Here is a 14,174-nt window from a genome sequence, read left to right on the forward strand (position 1 = left end):
CTTGCTTGGACCAACCGGAGGGGGTGTCCGGCGGGGCCGAGAATCATCCTGGGCACGATGGAGGCGGACGGAAAGCCATGAAACGAATGCCCTGGGGTGCGGTCCGGGAGTGGATGGACGGACGGGGCTATTCGATGTGGTACTGGCCGGCGACCTGGCTGACCTGGGTGGACACCTTCTGGAGGGTGTCGGCGGCTTCCTGGGTGGACTCGAGGCGGTCCATGGCCTGGTCCATGCTGCGGGAGAGGTCGGCGACGGCATTGAAGATTTGAGCGAAGCCCGCGTTCTGCTGAGCCACGGCGGCGGTGATCTGGGTCACGGCCGCGGAGCTCTCGTTCACCATCAAGGACAGCTGGCGCAGGCTGTCGCCGGAGGTCTTCACCTTGTCCAGACCGCCCTCGACCTGGGCGGCGCTCACGTCCGTCATGGCGACGGCGTCGCCAATGGCGTTGCCCACCTCGTCGAGGATGGTGCTGATGCGGCTGGTGGAGCGGATGGACTGGTCGGCCAGGAGGCGGATTTCGCGGGCCACGACGGCGAAGCCCTTGCCGTGCTCGCCCGAGCGCACCGCCTCGATGGCGGCGTTGAGCGCGAGCATGTTGGACTGGTCGGCCAGGTCCTTCACCGTCTGGGTGATTTCGCCAATCTGCACGGCGCTGGCCTGCAGGCGCTCCATCTTGCCGCGGATGGCGAACACCGAGTCGCGGATGGCGCTGAAGCCGGCGATGGTCTGCTCGATGGCGAGGGTGCCGGCGCGGCTGAGCTCCTCGGCGTGACGCACCACGTGGAGCACCTCCTCGGCGCGGTGCGCGGTGAGGTCGGAGGTCTGCTTTATCTCCTGCGCGGTGACGTTGGTCTCCAGGAGGGCGGTGGCCTGGGTGGTGAGGGCGCGGCGCTGGGCCTCGTTGGCGTGGCGCAGGGTGATGCCGGCGTCGACGAGCTGGTTGGCCGACTGCTGGAGGGCGCGGGGCAGGGCGCTCAGCTGCAGGATGATGGAGTTGAGGCCGAAGGCCAGGTCGCCGATTTCATCGGTGGAGACCCAGAGGGGAGGGCGCACCTTGCCCACGGAGAGGCCCTCGATGGCGGCGAGCACCGCGAGCGAGCCGCGCTCCTGGCGGCGCGCGAGCATCCACGCGGAGAGGGTGGGGATGGTGAGCACCAGCAGGGTGAGCACCGCCACGGGCAGGCTCAGCTCGGAGAGGAGCGAGGAGGACATCCCCTCCATCATGATGGCGGCCTGTTGCTGGCCGGCGGCCTGGAGGTCCTCCACGTAGCGGCGCTGCAGGTTGTTGGTCTGCACGATGACGGTGACGCCGCCCAGGACGATGAGCGAGAGCACGCTGACGGCGAAGGCGTAGGGGAGGAACCAGGACTGGCGCACCCAGAAGAAGCCGCCGCTGAGCACGCGCAGGTGGGGGTAGCGCCGCTGCTCCTCGAGCGCCATGGGCTGCACCCAGCGCTCGATGATGATGCCCGCGGGGAAGGCCAGCAGCAGGCCGACGGCCAGACCCACCGCGCCGCCCCACACCGCCAGCTTCAGGTCCTTGCCGAACCACAGGCAGACGCTGGTGGAGAAGAAGGCGGCGCCGGCGGCGTAGGTGCCCACCAGGTTGTAGAAGGCCAGGCGCCAGGGCAGCTTGAGCAGGCGCACCAGCCGCATTCCGGGCTGCTCCCCCGGAGTCTCGCGCAGCGCCTCGCGCACGAGGTGGTTGATGATGATGAGCGGGCAGAGGACGGCGAAGAGGACGAGCGTCGGCGGCAGCAGGAAGATGAGCGCGCGCGAGACCTCGTCACCCTGGAGCCCGAGCACCATTCCCAACAGGTAGGCGACGAAGGGCGCCAGCGGCAGCGCACAGGCCCGCATGAGCGCGTCGATACGGCTGGGCAGGGAGCGGTTGCTGCTGCTCGACGATTGGAAGAACGCCATGATTCAGGGCCGGGGGCGGAGCGGTGTCGCGGGCGGTATATGCGGCAACCCGGGGGACCGCCATGTCCTCGGGCCCGACGCTATCACCTTTCACGTCCCATGGGCTCGCGGGTGCCTGCCCGCTCCCCGGCCGGACGGGGGGACGAAAACCTACAGTTTCATGCGCTTGAAGACGCGCTCGGGGATGCCACGGATGGCGAACATGATGGGGCCCCAGAAGCCGGGCAGGTACACCTCGTCCTTGCGCGCGTCCGCCGCCCGGACGATGCCCCGCGCCACCTTCTCCGGCGTGGCGAAGAGCGCGTTCTTCTTCACGTCCGCCGTCATCGGCGTGTCAACGAAGCCCGGCTTCACCGTCACCACCGCCACCCCGGCGTGCGCCAGCCGGTTGCGCAGCCCCTGGAGGAACACGCTCAGTGCGCCCTTGGAGGCCCCGTACACGTAGTTGCTCTGCCGGCCCCGGTCTCCCGCCACCGAGGAGATGACCACCAGCGTGCCGGCCTTCTGCGCCTCGAAGCGGTTGGCCAGCGGCGTGAGCAGCGACACCGCGCTGAGGAAGTTGGTGCGCAGCACCTTCTCCGCCTCCGCGTACGAGCGCTGCGCCGCCTCCTGGTTGCCGAGAATGCCGTGGGCGAGCAGCGCCCCATCCAGCCCCCCGAGCGCCGTGGCCGCGCGCTCCACCAGCGCCTCGTGCTGGGCGATGTCGTCCAGGTCCAGCGCCTCGGTCTCCACCTTGGAGGCTCCGCGCGTCCGGGCGTCCTTCGCCACCGCCTCCAGCCGCTCGGGGTTGCGGCCCACCAGGTACAGCGACGCGCCGCGCGCGGCCAGCAGCCGCACCGTGGATTGGGCGATGGCGCTCGTGGCGCCCAGGACGAGGACCTTCTTCATAGGGGATGGCCCGTGAGGGGTTCAGGGAGAGGGGTGAGTATCATTCACGCGGCGCCAGAAGGAGGAGGAGAACGCCGGGTCCACGTACTTCGCGAAGCGCTCGCGCTCCGGGTAGTAGGCCGCGAAGCTCTCCGGACTCATCCGCGCGTCCTTCGCCGGGTACACCCGCCCGCCCGCCTCGCGCGTCACCTTGTCCAGCTCCGCTACCAGCCGGTACGTGCGCTCGCCCCGGTTGGCGAAGTCCAGCGCCAGCGTCATCCCCCGCTTCGGGAAGCTCATCATCCCCGGCGAGGGCACGTCGCCGAACATCTTCAGCACCGTGAGGAAGCTCGGCATGCCGCTGCGCGCCCCCCGGTCCAGAATCTCCTTCAACGCCGCCATGCCCACGTCGCTCGCCGGCACCACGCACTGGAACTGCAGGAAGCCCCGCCGCCCGTAGATGCGGTTCCACCGGTGCACCCCGTCCAGCGGGTAGAAGAACGGATCGTAGTGCACCAGCCCCGACGTGTGGCGCTTCTGCGTGTGGAAGTAGAGCCAGTTGAAGGCCGCCACCGACAGCCGGTTGAGCGCCAGGCCCGGGAAGTCGAAGGGCACCGCCAGTCGGCCGCGGCTCGACAGGTGGCTCTTCGCGAGCGGCACCGCGTCGAACTGCGGCGGCGCGTGGTTGCCCCGGTAGAACAGGCCCTTGCCCAGGTTCTTCCCCCGGCCCAGGCAGTCCACCCACGCCACCGTGAAGTCGTAGTCCCGCTCGGACTCGAGCGCGAGCGTGAGGAACTCGTCCACGTTGGCGAGCGGAATCGTCTCCTGGAGGATGTACGGGTTGCTCATCCGGGTGAGCTGCACCTCCGCCCAGGTGATGAGCCCGGTGAGCCCCAGGCCCCCGATGGTGGCCTCGTACCACTCCCGGTTCTCCGTGAGCGAGCACACCCGGCGCGAGCCATCCGAGCGCACCAGCTCGAAGCGCGGCACGTGCCGGCCGAAGGTGCCCGCCCGGTGGTGGTTCTTGCCGTGCACGTCGTTGGCGATGGCCCCGCCCACGCTCACGAACTTGGTGCCCGGCGTCACCGGGAGGAACCAGCCCTGCCACGACACCAGCCGGAGGATGGCGTCCAGCGTGACGCCCGACTCGCAGCGCAGCAGGCCCGTGGCCGGGTTGAAGTCGAGGAAGCGGTCCAGGCGCTCCGTCGTCAGCAGCGCGCCGCCCGCGTTGAGGCACGAGTCGCCGTAGCTCCGGCCCTGCCCGTACGGCAGCAGCGAGCCTCCTGCGGCCGGCACCGGCAGGGCGTCCGTGGTCCACACGGCGGGCAGCGGGCGCTGCTCGGCCACGCGCGGATACCGGCCCCAGGATTGAAGCTTCATCCCCACGTGCGTCACTCCCTCATGTCGCGGCCAGCAGCACGCCCGCGGCGAGAAGCCCCACCGCGTAGCTGACCTTGTCCTTCAACGCGAAGATGAGCGGGTCCTCGTTCACCAGGCCCCGGTGCGCCAGCAGCCACACCCGCCCCACCCAGTACATCATCACCGGACACAGCAGCCACAGGCGCTCGGGGTGCAGGTAGAGCGCCGTCACTTCCTTGCTGGTGATGTAGAGCGCGAGCACCAGCACGGACAGGTAGCCGCTCGACACGCCGAGCATGGCCAGCTGCTCGTAGTCCCCCGCCATGTACCCGCGCCCGGGCGCCGCCTCCTCGTTGGCCAGCCGCAGCCGCCGCACCTCGCTCAGCCGCTTCACCAGCGCCAGCGACAGGAAGAGGAACATGGAGAAGGTGAAGAGCCAGCTGGACGTGGGCACGCCCACCGCCAGCGAGCCGCCGAAGATGCGCACCGTGTACAGCCCCGCCAGCACCAGCACGTCCAGCATCGCCACCTGCTTGAGGTACAGCGAGTACGCGAGCGTGATGGCGTAGTAGGTGCCCAGCAGGGCGAGGAACTCGCGCGGCAGCAGCAGCGCCACCGCGGCGCCGGAGCCCAGCAGCAGCGGCGCGAGCCACAGCCCCGCGCGCACCGACAGGTCCCCCGACGCGAAGGGCCGCTTGCGCTTGGTGGGGTGCTTGCGGTCCGAGTCCAGGTCCAGCATGTCGTTGAGCACGTACACGCTGGAGGCGCACAGGCTGAAGGAGATGAAGCCCAGCACCGCCTGGAGCAGCAGCGCCGTGTTCAGCACCTTGTGCGCGGCGAGCATCGGCACGAAGACGAGCACGTTCTTGGCCCACTGGTGCACCCGCAGCGCCTTGAGCAGCGTGCGCGGGAAGGGCCGGCCAGGCGCGGAGCGGCGCGCCTCCTCGCGAGGGCCCTCGAGCGGGTTGTCGCCCGTGTGCACCGCGTCGAAGAGGCCCAGGTGCGCGGCCACCGCCTCCGCCACCCGCCGGTCCGCCACCGTGCTCAGCACCACCCGGCGGCCCCCGGCCCTCTCCTCGGACAGGCGCGACACCAGCGCCTCGTCATAGGGCAGCCGCGTCACGTCCAGCTCCTCCCGCCGCGCCACCTCGGCCCGGAGGAAGGCCGGGCCCCGCAGGCTCCACCCCAGCACCGCCGGGAGCAGCCAGGGCCGACGCTTGAGCAGCCGCAGCAGCCCTTCGTGCAGCGTGTCCGTGCGCGCCAGGACTCCGTCCAGCTCGACGGCCAGCGGCGTCGCGTCCTGTGTCTCGGGGGTCGTGGGGGCGGGGTTCGGCATGGGAAGCACGTCCCAGGGTAGCAGCGCCCTGGAGCCCCACCGCACTCATTCTGTAGGGCAGGCTTGCGTGCACTCCCGGGCCCGGCCCTTCACCCGCCAGGGGCTCGGCCTGGCGCTCGCGGCGGAGCGGCCCCGCTCACTCGGGACGGGCGATGATGAGCGTCTGCAGCGGCAGGTGGCGCACCGGCTTGCTGCTCTCGATGCGGAAGCCCGCGTCGTCCAGGAAGCCCTCCACCTCCGCCGGCGTGTATGCCGCCGCCTTCGAGGTGAGGAAGTAGTGCAGGCCGATGAGCGGCGCGGCGCTCGGGGGCCTGTCCTCGTCCACGTCCTCGCGCAGGTACTCCAGCACCGCCAGCGTCCCCTTGTGCGTGAGCGCCGTGCGCACCCGCCGCAGCAGCGCCACGTTCTGCGCGGGCGACAGGTGGTGCACCACCTGGAAGAGCAGCACCCCGTCGTACGGGCCCCCCAGCTCCGAGGTGAGGATGTCCCCCTCGCGGTGCTCCACCACGTGCGACAGGCCCGCCCGGGCGATGATTTCCCGCCCCACCCGCACGCTGCCCTCCAAATCCAGCACCGTGGCCTTCACGCCCCGGTTGCGCCGGCACAGCTCCGCGGCGAACCAGCCGTGCGCCCCGCCCAAATCCAACACGTGCCTGGCGCCCCGGGGCAGCGGAATGGCCCGCGCCACCTCGGGCGCCGACAGCCGCGCCAGCTGGTACATGCCCAGGATGTACGAGCGCCAGCGCGGGTCGTCCGGGTCGAAGCGGTGGATGTCCACCGACTCGCCCGAGCGCACGGCGTCCTCCATGTGGCTCCACCACTCCCACTGGGTGTAGTTGAAGTCCAGGAAGCCGCCCACGTACTGCGCCGAGCGTGGATCCAACCAGCGCCGCGCCGCGTCCGCCATCCGGTAGCGGCCCTTCTTGCGCTCCACCGCGTCACACGCCTCGAGCGCCTCCAGCAGCGCGCGCGTGCCCTGCGGCGAGAGCTTCAGCCGCGCCGCCAGCTCCTCCACCGTGGCCGAGCCGTCCGCCAGCGCCGCGTACACCCCCAGCCGCTCCCCGGCCATCAGCGTGCGCGCCGCCATCATCCCGAAGAAGGCGTGCGCCAGGGGCTTGGGCGCCAGGTTCAGCCAGTCCGCCACCCGCTCCAGCAGGTTGTCCGCCTTGAGCCCGAGCCTCATCGTCCCTCCCGCCCCCGCCGCCGCGCCGCCACCACCAGTCCCAGTCCCACCACCGCCAGTGTGTCCGCGGGGCCCAGCAGGCACCCCACGCGCTCGGCCTGGCGGATGCCCGTGTACCGGCACGTGCCCTGCGCGCAGCTGAAGCGCGCCGCGCACTCGCCGCTCGTGCGGCACGCCCCGCCGCCCCGGCCCGTGGTGTCGTCTCCCTCGGGGTTGTCCTGGTCCGCGCCGCCATTGCCCACCGAGGCGTCCGGGATGTCATAGAGGCTGCCCGCGTCCGGGAGGCCGCCGTCGCTCTGGGCTCGCGCCAACACGGGCAGGGCCAGGGCGAGGACGAGGGCAACGCGCGACAGGAGACGGGAAGTCGGGGGGAAGTTCTTCATGGGGGTTCTCGACGGGGGGCTTCCACCCTATCCGCCCGGGCGGCGGGATGCACCCGCCAGTGAGAAGGTCAGAAATCAAGCTCTTACAGAAGGACGGGGTTTTGGCTAGGGTGGCGCGCGAAATGGCGCCCCGAATCCTCGTCGTCGATGACAACCAGGAGTTCCTCACTCTCCTCACCCAGCTCTTCGAAGATGCAGGTTACGAGGTGGTGGGAGCGAGCAAGGGCAAGCAGGCAGTCGAGGTGTCACGGGCTCAGCCGCCCGCCGTGGCCGTGCTCGATATCCTCCTGCCCGACATGATGGGCTACCACCTGGCGGACGCGCTGCGGAAGGATCAGCCCCAGCTGCCGCTCATCTTCATCACCGGCGTCTTCAAGGGCGGCAAGCACGCCATGGAGGCCCGGCAGAAGTACGCGGCCGCCGGCTACTTCGAGAAGCCCTTCGAGGCCTCCAAGCTGCTCGAGGCCGTGCAGAAGCTGACGCCGGTGACCCGGCAGGCCCCCACCGCCGCGGCCGCTCAGGACGCCTTCGATGTGGAGCTCGACATCGACGTGGAGGAGGAGGGGCCCCAGGACGCCATGGAGCTCACCGGCCGCATCAAGGTGATGGGCGGCGACAACCTGACGGCGGAAATCCGCGGCGCCAACCTCACCGCCACCCCGCTGCACAAGGTGGCGGCCACCCTGGTGCGCCCGCCCGTGCCGGGCCGTCCGCCCGACCCCCTCCCGGTGGGCTCCGGCGGCCCCGGCCAGCGCCGCGGCGAGCTCAAGGACAACCTGGCCGCGCTCCTCACCGCCTTCTACCTGTCTCGCGAGACGGGCGAGCTGGGTGTGCAGCGCGGCAAGGTGCGCAAGGTCGTCTACTTCGAGCGCGGCACCCCCGTGTTCGCCCTCTCCAACCTGCTGGCGGACCGCTTCGGCCAGTTCCTCGTGCGCGTGGGCAAAATCAAGCCCGAGCAGCTCGCGGACGCCTCGGCGGTGGCCACCGCGAGCAACCGGCGCACCGGCGACGTGCTGGTGGAGCGCGGCCTGCTCAAGGACACCGAGCGCCTGTACTACGTGGGCCAGCAGGTGAAGGCCATCATCTACTCGCTCTTCTCGTGGGAAGACGGCACCTACGTGATGAGCTTCAAGGAGAAGGCCACCGCCGAGTCCATCAAGCTCGACGTGCACCCGGCCAACCTCATCGTCCGGGGCATCAAGAAGCTCTACAAGCCCGAGCGCCTGCGCCGCCTGCTGCGCCCGGAAGACAGGCTCATCCCCGCCGTGGCCCCGGCCTACCACCTGCACGAGGTGGAGCTGGAGCGGTGGGAGGCGGAGCTGCTGCCGAAAATCGACGGCAACCGCACCGTGGGCGAGCTGCTCGCGTACGCCAACCGCCCCGACCAGACCGTCTACGCCTTCCTGGTGTCGATGATGTCGCTGGGCATCCTCGAGCAGCGCACGTAGCCGGCGCACCGCGGGCGGCAGGCGCGCCCGGGCCGTGGATGCTCAGACGGATGTTGCTTTCGTACGCGACATGTCGCTGAGAGACCTCCTGCGTGCCTCGCCGAAGGCGGTGAGCGAGTCGTAGCCCCGCTCGCGGACCCGCTCATACAGGCGCACCTTCCAGTTGCCCTCCCAGGAACGTCCGTCGCTCATGGTCCTCTTCACGGCGTGAAGTTCACGCTTCTTCATCAGGCAGGAGCGTGCGCAGCAGCTCGTCGTCGGGACCGAGCGGACGCCAGCCGGGCGGCGGTGAGGTGGCGAGGAGTGCGTCGCCGGCCTTCCTGACACGCTCCTTATGCGTTTCTGGAGTGTCGGCGGTCCACGTGCCGAGCACCAAGGCAACCTCTCCACGGTTTGCATCGTCCAGCACGGCCGGCCAGCCGTCAGGGAGGCTCTCTGCAAGTTCGCGCACGAGAACATCGCGCACAAAGCGTGTAACCCGGTGGCTTCGCTCCGCCTCGGCAAGCAACCCTCTGAACACCTGCAACCCGGCGACGTCGTCCTTGCCAAGCTCCTCGGCCAGCGAATCCAGAGGAACGCCAGGGCGCGCCTCGGCGAAGGCGGTGAGGGAATCGTAGCCGCGCTCGCGGACTCGCTCATACAGGCGGGCCACCCAGTTGTCCCGCCAGGCCTGCCCGCCGCTCATTGCCCTCTCCAGCGAGAGAACTCCATCGGGATGCCATAGCGGCGCATACGTCTCGCGACGAGCTTCAAGATCTCATTCCGAGTCAACATCCGGCCAGCCTTGCTCTCTGCGTCGTACAGCGCCTCCATGATCATCCGGTTCCATTCACCCGGCCATGTTCGCCCCAGCTTCCAGTCGCCACCGCCGTGGATGGCCTCGTGGTGCGCCTGCTCCAACTCCACACAGAACTCGTTGATGTCCATTTCGCCGGTGAAGCCACGCTGCTCGAACCACTCGCGCAACTCCTCGGGCATGACGTGGTGCCGCGGCGGCCTGGCCATGCCCGCCCCCGTCTTGCCCGTCACGCGCAGGGCCCGCACCTCGGGCCCGTCTCCGAGTGCCTCGCGCACGCCTTGCGGCAGCTCACCGTGCGCCTGCGCCAGCATCACCCCGCCCGCGTGAATCCGCACGGCGGCGCCGACGGCAGGCAGCGACAGGACGCCCGCGCGCACCAGCTGCCGCATCATCTCCACCCACTCGGCGGAGACGACCAGGCGCGTGCCCATCATCACTCCGCCGCCACCCACCGTGAGGCGCACGCCGAGCAGAGCCGGGGCAGACGGTGCCTCGGACGCCAGCAGGGGCGCTTCCAGCGCCAGGGGGAGCGACAGGAGGATGTCTCTGAGCACCAGCACCTTGGCGGTGAGCTCCACCTCCTTGCGCACGTTGGCAATTGTGGCGGCGAGCGCATCCGAGAGGTGGCCCACCAGCGCGGGGGCGTCTTGCGCCACGGCCTCCACCTGGTCCGGCTCCAGCGAGGAGAGCGCCCGCAGGGGGGGCTCGAGCATCCCCTGCCAGTCCATCAGGTCACGGAGCATTCTCTCCGCGCTGGAGAGGGACTGGTCGAGCAGGGCGTCCACGAGGTGCAGACAGTCGAGCCATGCGGCGAGCAGGAGTGAGCCGAGCATGGTGGCTTCCAGCCGGGGGCCGGCCATGCGCAGCAGGGCGAGCTGCATGTCCGGGTCGTCCATCTCCGAGGCGGCGTTGGCCAGGTGGAGGGCGGCGTCAAGCTGGACGTCCATCCACCGCACCTGCTCGGTGCCGAAGTCGATGAAGCGCACGAAGAGGCCGGCATGCTTGCCCGAGAGTCCTCTCCCACTGGCCTCGAGCCGGGTGAGCTCGGCGGAGACGCGGCGGGTGGAGCCGGACACCTCGCGCAGGGCATCGCGAAACGCCAGCTGCGCCGCGAGGGCCCGCTGTCGCGCTTCCCTCTCCGCGCTGTCCGGGCCCACCGCCGTCACCTCCTGGCGCGGGGCCCGGCGCCGGTGCAGCCGCTCGGGCGCAGTGGACACGGAAGGGGAGGGGGGTGTGGAGCCGGGAGCGCGCGGCGCATCGCCGTCTTGCCCCTGGAGTGAGGAGGGCTCCGGGGCCTCGCGCGGTGCGTAGCGCGGGCTCGTCCCCTCGCCGGGTGGTGGCGTCAGCGAGGCACAGCCGGTGGACAGCAACGCCAGGGCGAGCAGTGGGCCCGTCCACGGGGCCCGGTGCGAATCAGCGCGCAGTGTCCACGCAAAGGCCCCTCGCATCGCGGACGTCATCGCTGCCTCCCAAGGGTTACACCCATTGTAGGGGCGACCTGCGACGAGTCCTGACAGCCAGGAAGATGACGTACCCCTTCCCAGACGCTCGGGGTCTCTCCCTCGGATTTCCTCCTCCGGAAAACCCTTCGGAGGGGGTCATGGCCGCTTCAGAGGCGGCTGACGATCCAGAACAGGCCGAGCGCGGCGGAGCCGGCGGCCACGAAGCGCTGGAGGCGCTCGGCGAGACCCGAGCCCAGGCGCGAGAGGCCCTCGGCGAAGAGCAGGCCCACCGCGCCCATGCCCACGAGGATGCCGAGCGCGAAGCCGGGCAGGTACGTCCACCCCGAGGAGTGCAGGCTGCCGCCCACCAGCAGCGGAGGCAGTGCCAGCAGCAGCGAGCGCACGCCACTGACCGCCATGAGCGCGCCAGCCGCGGTGCTCACCCGCTCGTGCGTGTCGTGGTGATGGTGCGAGTGCGGCTCGTGCGTGTGGCCGGGCAGGTGGGGGTGGCCGTGGCGCAGCACGTTGGGGAAGAGGAAGGCGGTGACGGCGAGCGCCACCAGCACCATGCCGCCGAACATCTCCGCCCAGCGCTCGAACGTCTCGGAGAGGCCCACGCCCGCCAGGAGGCAGACGCTGGCCACGCCGCCGAGCACCACCGCGTGCCCGAGGGCGAAGCGCAGCGCGACGAGCAGGGTGGCGCGGCGCCGGGCCGGGCCGAGCGTCCCCAGCGTGGCCATGGCGGCGCAGTGGTCCGGCCCCACCGCGTGGAGCAGGCCCTGGCCGAGACCGAACAGGAATGCGAAGAAGAGGGGCGACACGAGGATCCACCCTAACCCCCCTTCGTGTCCGAGGCCAGCAGGAGGCTTGCACGTGTCTCTCATCCACCGAAGACGCCAGGTCGTGGTGCCGCTCCTGTTGGGGATGTTGCTGCTGGGCGCCTGCTCGCGGGATGCGGGGCCCGGGTTGCTCGCGCAGGCCGAGGACAAGCAGGCGGAGCTGGTCACCCGCGGGGTCCGCCCGGATGACCCGGCCTGGGACCAGGTCCTCCAAATCCTCTACCTGATACCGCCGGACTCCAAGGCCCGGCCCGAGGCGGAGCGGCGGATCTCCCGCATCAAGGAATTGCAGAGCACCCGCCTCCCGCCCCGTCCGTTGGCGCGGCCCGACGAGGAGGATGGGGGCTCGCCGTCGCTGGACGAGCACGGCCATCCGATGGCGCCGCACGAGCATCCGAAGTGACCGCGGAGGTGACCTCCAAAGTCAGGCTTGCGAACCCGCGTGACTGAGTTATCCAATCGAGCACCCATGCCCATTCCCCAGACAGGCAACCCGGCCCCCGATTTCCAACTGAAGGACCAGAACGGCAACGACGTGAAGCTCTCGCAGCTGCGAGGCAAGAACGTCGTCCTCTACTTCTACCCGAAGGACAACACGCCGGGCTGTACGCGCGAGGCGTGTGACTTCCGGGACGAGCACTCGGCGCTGGGAGCGGCCGGGGCGGTGGTGCTGGGCGTGTCGCCGGACGACGCCAGGAGCCACCAGAAGTTCGCCACGAAGTTCTCGCTGCCCTTCCCGCTGCTCGTGGACCCGGGGAACCAGGTGGCCGGGTCCTATGGCGTCTGGGGCGAGAAGTCGCTGTACGGCCGCACGTTCCTGGGCATCACCCGGGCCACGTTCCTCATCGACACCGAGGGCAAGGTGGCGCGCGTGTGGCCCAAGGTGAAGGTGGACGGCCACGTGCAGGAGATCCTCGCGACGTTGAAGGGCGGCGCCCCGGCGGAGGAGCCGAAGAAGCCGAGCGCCACGAAGAAGGCCGCTCCGACGAAGAAGGTCGTCGCGAAGAAGGCGGCCCCGGCGAAGAAGGCCGTGGCGAAGAAGCCGGCCCCCGCGAAGAAGGCCGTGCCGATGAAGAAGATGGCGGCCAGGAAGAGCGCGGCGCGCCGCTAGTCCCCTGGCCACCGAGGGAGCATCCTTCCCCTCTCCCCCTCGGGAGAGGGACGGGGTGAGGGTGCGTGGAACCCGGATTCCCCTCCGTGGCCACGCATCTCCCTCCGTCCGTCCGCGGACGAGCAAGCAGCCCTCGTCCTCCCGCTCGCCGCTACCCGTCCTCCCCATGCATGGCCACCCCTGTGCCAGAGGAACGGACGACGACAGGGAGGCGGCCATGTGGAAGACGTGGGTGAAACAGGGACTGCTCGGCTCACTCGCCGCGGCGGCGGTGCTCTGCGGATGCAATGACGGTGGACGCGTGTGGTCCATGACGGCGCAGGAGGACTACTACTCCGAGCAGGGTCAGGACGACGTCGGCAAGGCCCGCTCCAACGTCGGGACCAGCGCCACGCTGTACGAGAGCTCCGAGCAGGAGCGCGGTACGGGCGGCGCGGGTGAGGCGACGGCGGGCGGTCCGGGCACCACCAGGACGCTCAGCGCGCAGCAGCTCCACGGCACGGATAAGGAGCAGCGGGCGTTGTGGCTGCAGCAGGACGAGCGCGTCCCCTTCCCGCCGCCCCAGTTCAGCGCCCGGGTCGCCCTCGCCGAGGGCACGGGCAGGCCGCTGCGCAAAGGCCCCAATGGCGCGTGGATTCAAGGCGTCCACGGCGTCGAGCTGGGCTCGGGCGTCGCCCAATCCATCGCGCCCTCCAGCGGCTCCTACCAGCCGCAGGAGCCGGCCACGGGCTCGCCCCTCCCCAGAGACGCCTCGGGCGACAACCCGGCGGCGGCGCCCCACGGACAGGTGGGCCAGCAGCCCGGCTCGGGCTCGGAACCCCCGGGCTCGGGGATGGGGCCCGGACACTAGGGCCGGCCCGCTTCTCCCGCTGGAGGGCGGCCGGACGAGCGGGCCCTCGCCGGAGACCCGCTCGGTAGCCGGGAAGCATCCGGGTGCCCATCCCTGAAGACGCGGCTTGCTCCGCCCCTCGCACCCCGCGAGAGGCGGGCGCACTGGACGCGGTGCCTGGAGACGGACATGCACGACAGAGGTTTCAAACGGTGGGTGGTGTTGGGGGCGCTGGCCTCGGCCTCATGGTTGGCCTCGGCTTGTGGTGCGCTTCCGCAGCAGGCGGGGAATGACTCCTTCTCGCCCGGCTTCGTCCGGGGCTCGAGCCCTCAGGAGAGCGGCAACAACGGGACCATCAAGGACCTCCCGACGAGCATCGACCCGCGCACGCCCCAGGCGCAGGGCACGCCGAATCGCTCCCTGCCGTATGACCCCGGAGAGATGGCGCTGCTCAAGCAGTCGGGGGAGCTGGGCCTGGGCGGCAGCGGCTCCACCGTCGAGGGGCAGGGCCCCGAGATGAAGCAGATCGAACCGGCGAACGACAAGCCCGCCGCGGAGAGCGTTCCGGGCGAGACGCTCGAGCCCGCGGGGGCGAACAAGCCCCTGCCGCGGAACGGGCGGTAGGGCCCGAGGCATTCACGACGACCAAGG

General features: G+C 70.6%; 15 protein-coding genes. 5 read left to right on the plus strand and 10 right to left on the minus strand.

From position 1 onward, the window contains the following. Positions 1–127: 127 nt before the first annotated feature. From ACJ8AN_RS41455 to ACJ8AN_RS41480, 6 genes are all read right to left on the minus strand, one after another. Positions 128–1,927 carry a methyl-accepting chemotaxis protein gene (locus ACJ8AN_RS41455; RefSeq protein WP_407761174.1) on the minus strand — a complete coding sequence of 600 codons (1,800 nt, stop codon included), beginning with the start codon at positions 1,925–1,927 and terminating at the stop codon, positions 128–130. A gap of 150 nt (positions 1,928–2,077) precedes the next feature. Further along, positions 2,078–2,815, minus strand: a complete 738-nt coding sequence (locus ACJ8AN_RS41460) for an SDR family oxidoreductase (protein ID WP_407761175.1) — start codon at positions 2,813–2,815, stop codon at positions 2,078–2,080. 21 nt (positions 2,816–2,836) lie between these two features. Further along, the gene (locus ACJ8AN_RS41465; protein WP_407761176.1) at positions 2,837–4,174 is read right to left on the minus strand and encodes an FAD-dependent oxidoreductase; all 1,338 of its coding nucleotides are present in this window, start codon (positions 4,172–4,174) and stop codon (positions 2,837–2,839) included. 19 nt (positions 4,175–4,193) lie between these two features. Beyond that, complete coding sequence (locus tag ACJ8AN_RS41470) at positions 4,194–5,489, minus strand: UbiA family prenyltransferase (protein WP_407761177.1); 1,296 nt, start codon at positions 5,487–5,489, stop codon at positions 4,194–4,196. Between the two features lie 136 nt (positions 5,490–5,625). After that, the gene (locus tag ACJ8AN_RS41475) at positions 5,626–6,672 is read right to left on the minus strand and encodes a methyltransferase (RefSeq protein ID WP_407761178.1); all 1,047 of its coding nucleotides are present in this window, start codon (positions 6,670–6,672) and stop codon (positions 5,626–5,628) included. Then, positions 6,669–7,055, minus strand: coding sequence for an MXAN_6627.5 family MYXO-CTERM protein (locus ACJ8AN_RS41480; RefSeq protein ID WP_407761179.1), 387 nt, complete (start codon positions 7,053–7,055; stop codon positions 6,669–6,671). Before ACJ8AN_RS41480 ends, ACJ8AN_RS41475 begins: the two co-directional genes overlap by 4 nt. 122 nt (positions 7,056–7,177) lie before the next feature. Here ACJ8AN_RS41480 and ACJ8AN_RS41485 point away from each other — a divergent pair, with 122 nt between their 5' ends. After that, the gene (locus ACJ8AN_RS41485) at positions 7,178–8,503 is read left to right on the plus strand and encodes a response regulator (protein WP_407761180.1); all 1,326 of its coding nucleotides are present in this window, start codon (positions 7,178–7,180) and stop codon (positions 8,501–8,503) included. Positions 8,504–8,545: 42 nt separating this feature from the next. On the opposite strand, the gene ACJ8AN_RS41490 is transcribed toward ACJ8AN_RS41485, so the two are convergent. From ACJ8AN_RS41490 to ACJ8AN_RS41505, 4 genes are all read right to left on the minus strand, one after another. Further along, positions 8,546–8,695 carry a hypothetical protein gene (locus ACJ8AN_RS41490; protein ID WP_407761181.1) on the minus strand — a complete coding sequence of 50 codons (150 nt, stop codon included), beginning with the start codon at positions 8,693–8,695 and terminating at the stop codon, positions 8,546–8,548. A 22-nt stretch (positions 8,696–8,717) separates the two neighbouring features. Continuing rightward, positions 8,718–9,188 (minus strand): NUDIX hydrolase, encoded by a 471-nt coding sequence (locus ACJ8AN_RS41495; RefSeq protein WP_407761182.1) that lies wholly within the window; start codon positions 9,186–9,188, stop codon positions 8,718–8,720. Further along, positions 9,185–10,762, minus strand: coding sequence for a DUF2380 domain-containing protein (locus ACJ8AN_RS41500; RefSeq protein ID WP_407761183.1), 1,578 nt, complete (start codon positions 10,760–10,762; stop codon positions 9,185–9,187). The genes ACJ8AN_RS41495 and ACJ8AN_RS41500 overlap by 4 nt, the downstream gene beginning before the upstream one ends. 149 nt (positions 10,763–10,911) lie before the next feature. Then, positions 10,912–11,565 carry a hypothetical protein gene (locus tag ACJ8AN_RS41505; protein ID WP_407761184.1) on the minus strand — a complete coding sequence of 218 codons (654 nt, stop codon included), beginning with the start codon at positions 11,563–11,565 and terminating at the stop codon, positions 10,912–10,914. A gap of 52 nt (positions 11,566–11,617) precedes the next feature. On the opposite strand from ACJ8AN_RS41505, the gene ACJ8AN_RS41510 reads away from it, so the two are divergent. The 4 genes from ACJ8AN_RS41510 (at position 11,618) to ACJ8AN_RS41525 (ending at position 14,147) form a co-directional block, all read left to right on the plus strand. Then, on the plus strand, positions 11,618–11,986 hold the full coding sequence (locus tag ACJ8AN_RS41510) for a hypothetical protein (RefSeq protein WP_407761185.1): 369 nt from the start codon (positions 11,618–11,620) through the stop codon (positions 11,984–11,986). Between the two features lie 66 nt (positions 11,987–12,052). Beyond that, positions 12,053–12,694 carry a thioredoxin-dependent thiol peroxidase gene (gene bcp / locus ACJ8AN_RS41515; protein ID WP_407761186.1) on the plus strand — a complete coding sequence of 214 codons (642 nt, stop codon included), beginning with the start codon at positions 12,053–12,055 and terminating at the stop codon, positions 12,692–12,694. 217 nt (positions 12,695–12,911) lie between these two features. Continuing rightward, a complete protein-coding gene (locus ACJ8AN_RS41520; RefSeq protein WP_407761187.1) occupies positions 12,912–13,544 on the plus strand; it encodes a hypothetical protein in 633 nt (210 codons plus the stop codon). A 168-nt stretch (positions 13,545–13,712) separates the two neighbouring features. Then, positions 13,713–14,147, plus strand: coding sequence for a hypothetical protein (locus ACJ8AN_RS41525; protein ID WP_407761188.1), 435 nt, complete (start codon positions 13,713–13,715; stop codon positions 14,145–14,147). Positions 14,148–14,174: the final 27 nt, after the last annotated feature.

The sequence above is a fragment of the Archangium sp. genome, assembly GCF_045802675.1.
In the GTDB taxonomy this organism is placed as follows: domain Bacteria; phylum Myxococcota; class Myxococcia; order Myxococcales; family Myxococcaceae; genus Archangium.

Bases quoted from the DNA above. Each gene is read 5' to 3' on its own strand.
- ACJ8AN_RS41455 (WP_407761174.1), bottom strand. From the start codon at position 1,927: ATGGCGTTCTTCCAATCGTCGAGCAGCAGCAACCGCTCCCTGCCCAGC.
- ACJ8AN_RS41460 (WP_407761175.1), bottom strand. From the start codon at position 2,815: ATGAAGAAGGTCCTCGTCCTGGGCGCCACGAGCGCCATCGCCCAATCC.
- ACJ8AN_RS41465 (WP_407761176.1), bottom strand. From the start codon at position 4,174: ATGAAGCTTCAATCCTGGGGCCGGTATCCGCGCGTGGCCGAGCAGCGC.
- ACJ8AN_RS41470 (WP_407761177.1), bottom strand. From the start codon at position 5,489: ATGCCGAACCCCGCCCCCACGACCCCCGAGACACAGGACGCGACGCCG.
- ACJ8AN_RS41475 (WP_407761178.1), bottom strand. From the start codon at position 6,672: ATGAGGCTCGGGCTCAAGGCGGACAACCTGCTGGAGCGGGTGGCGGAC.
- ACJ8AN_RS41480 (WP_407761179.1), bottom strand. From the start codon at position 7,055: ATGAAGAACTTCCCCCCGACTTCCCGTCTCCTGTCGCGCGTTGCCCTC.
- ACJ8AN_RS41485 (WP_407761180.1), top strand. From the start codon at position 7,178: ATGGCGCCCCGAATCCTCGTCGTCGATGACAACCAGGAGTTCCTCACT.
- ACJ8AN_RS41490 (WP_407761181.1), bottom strand. From the start codon at position 8,695: ATGAGCGACGGACGTTCCTGGGAGGGCAACTGGAAGGTGCGCCTGTAT.
- ACJ8AN_RS41495 (WP_407761182.1), bottom strand. From the start codon at position 9,188: ATGAGCGGCGGGCAGGCCTGGCGGGACAACTGGGTGGCCCGCCTGTAT.
- ACJ8AN_RS41500 (WP_407761183.1), bottom strand. From the start codon at position 10,762: ATGACGTCCGCGATGCGAGGGGCCTTTGCGTGGACACTGCGCGCTGAT.
- bcp (WP_407761186.1), top strand. From the start codon at position 12,053: ATGCCCATTCCCCAGACAGGCAACCCGGCCCCCGATTTCCAACTGAAG.
- ACJ8AN_RS41520 (WP_407761187.1), top strand. From the start codon at position 12,912: ATGTGGAAGACGTGGGTGAAACAGGGACTGCTCGGCTCACTCGCCGCG.
- ACJ8AN_RS41525 (WP_407761188.1), top strand. From the start codon at position 13,713: ATGCACGACAGAGGTTTCAAACGGTGGGTGGTGTTGGGGGCGCTGGCC.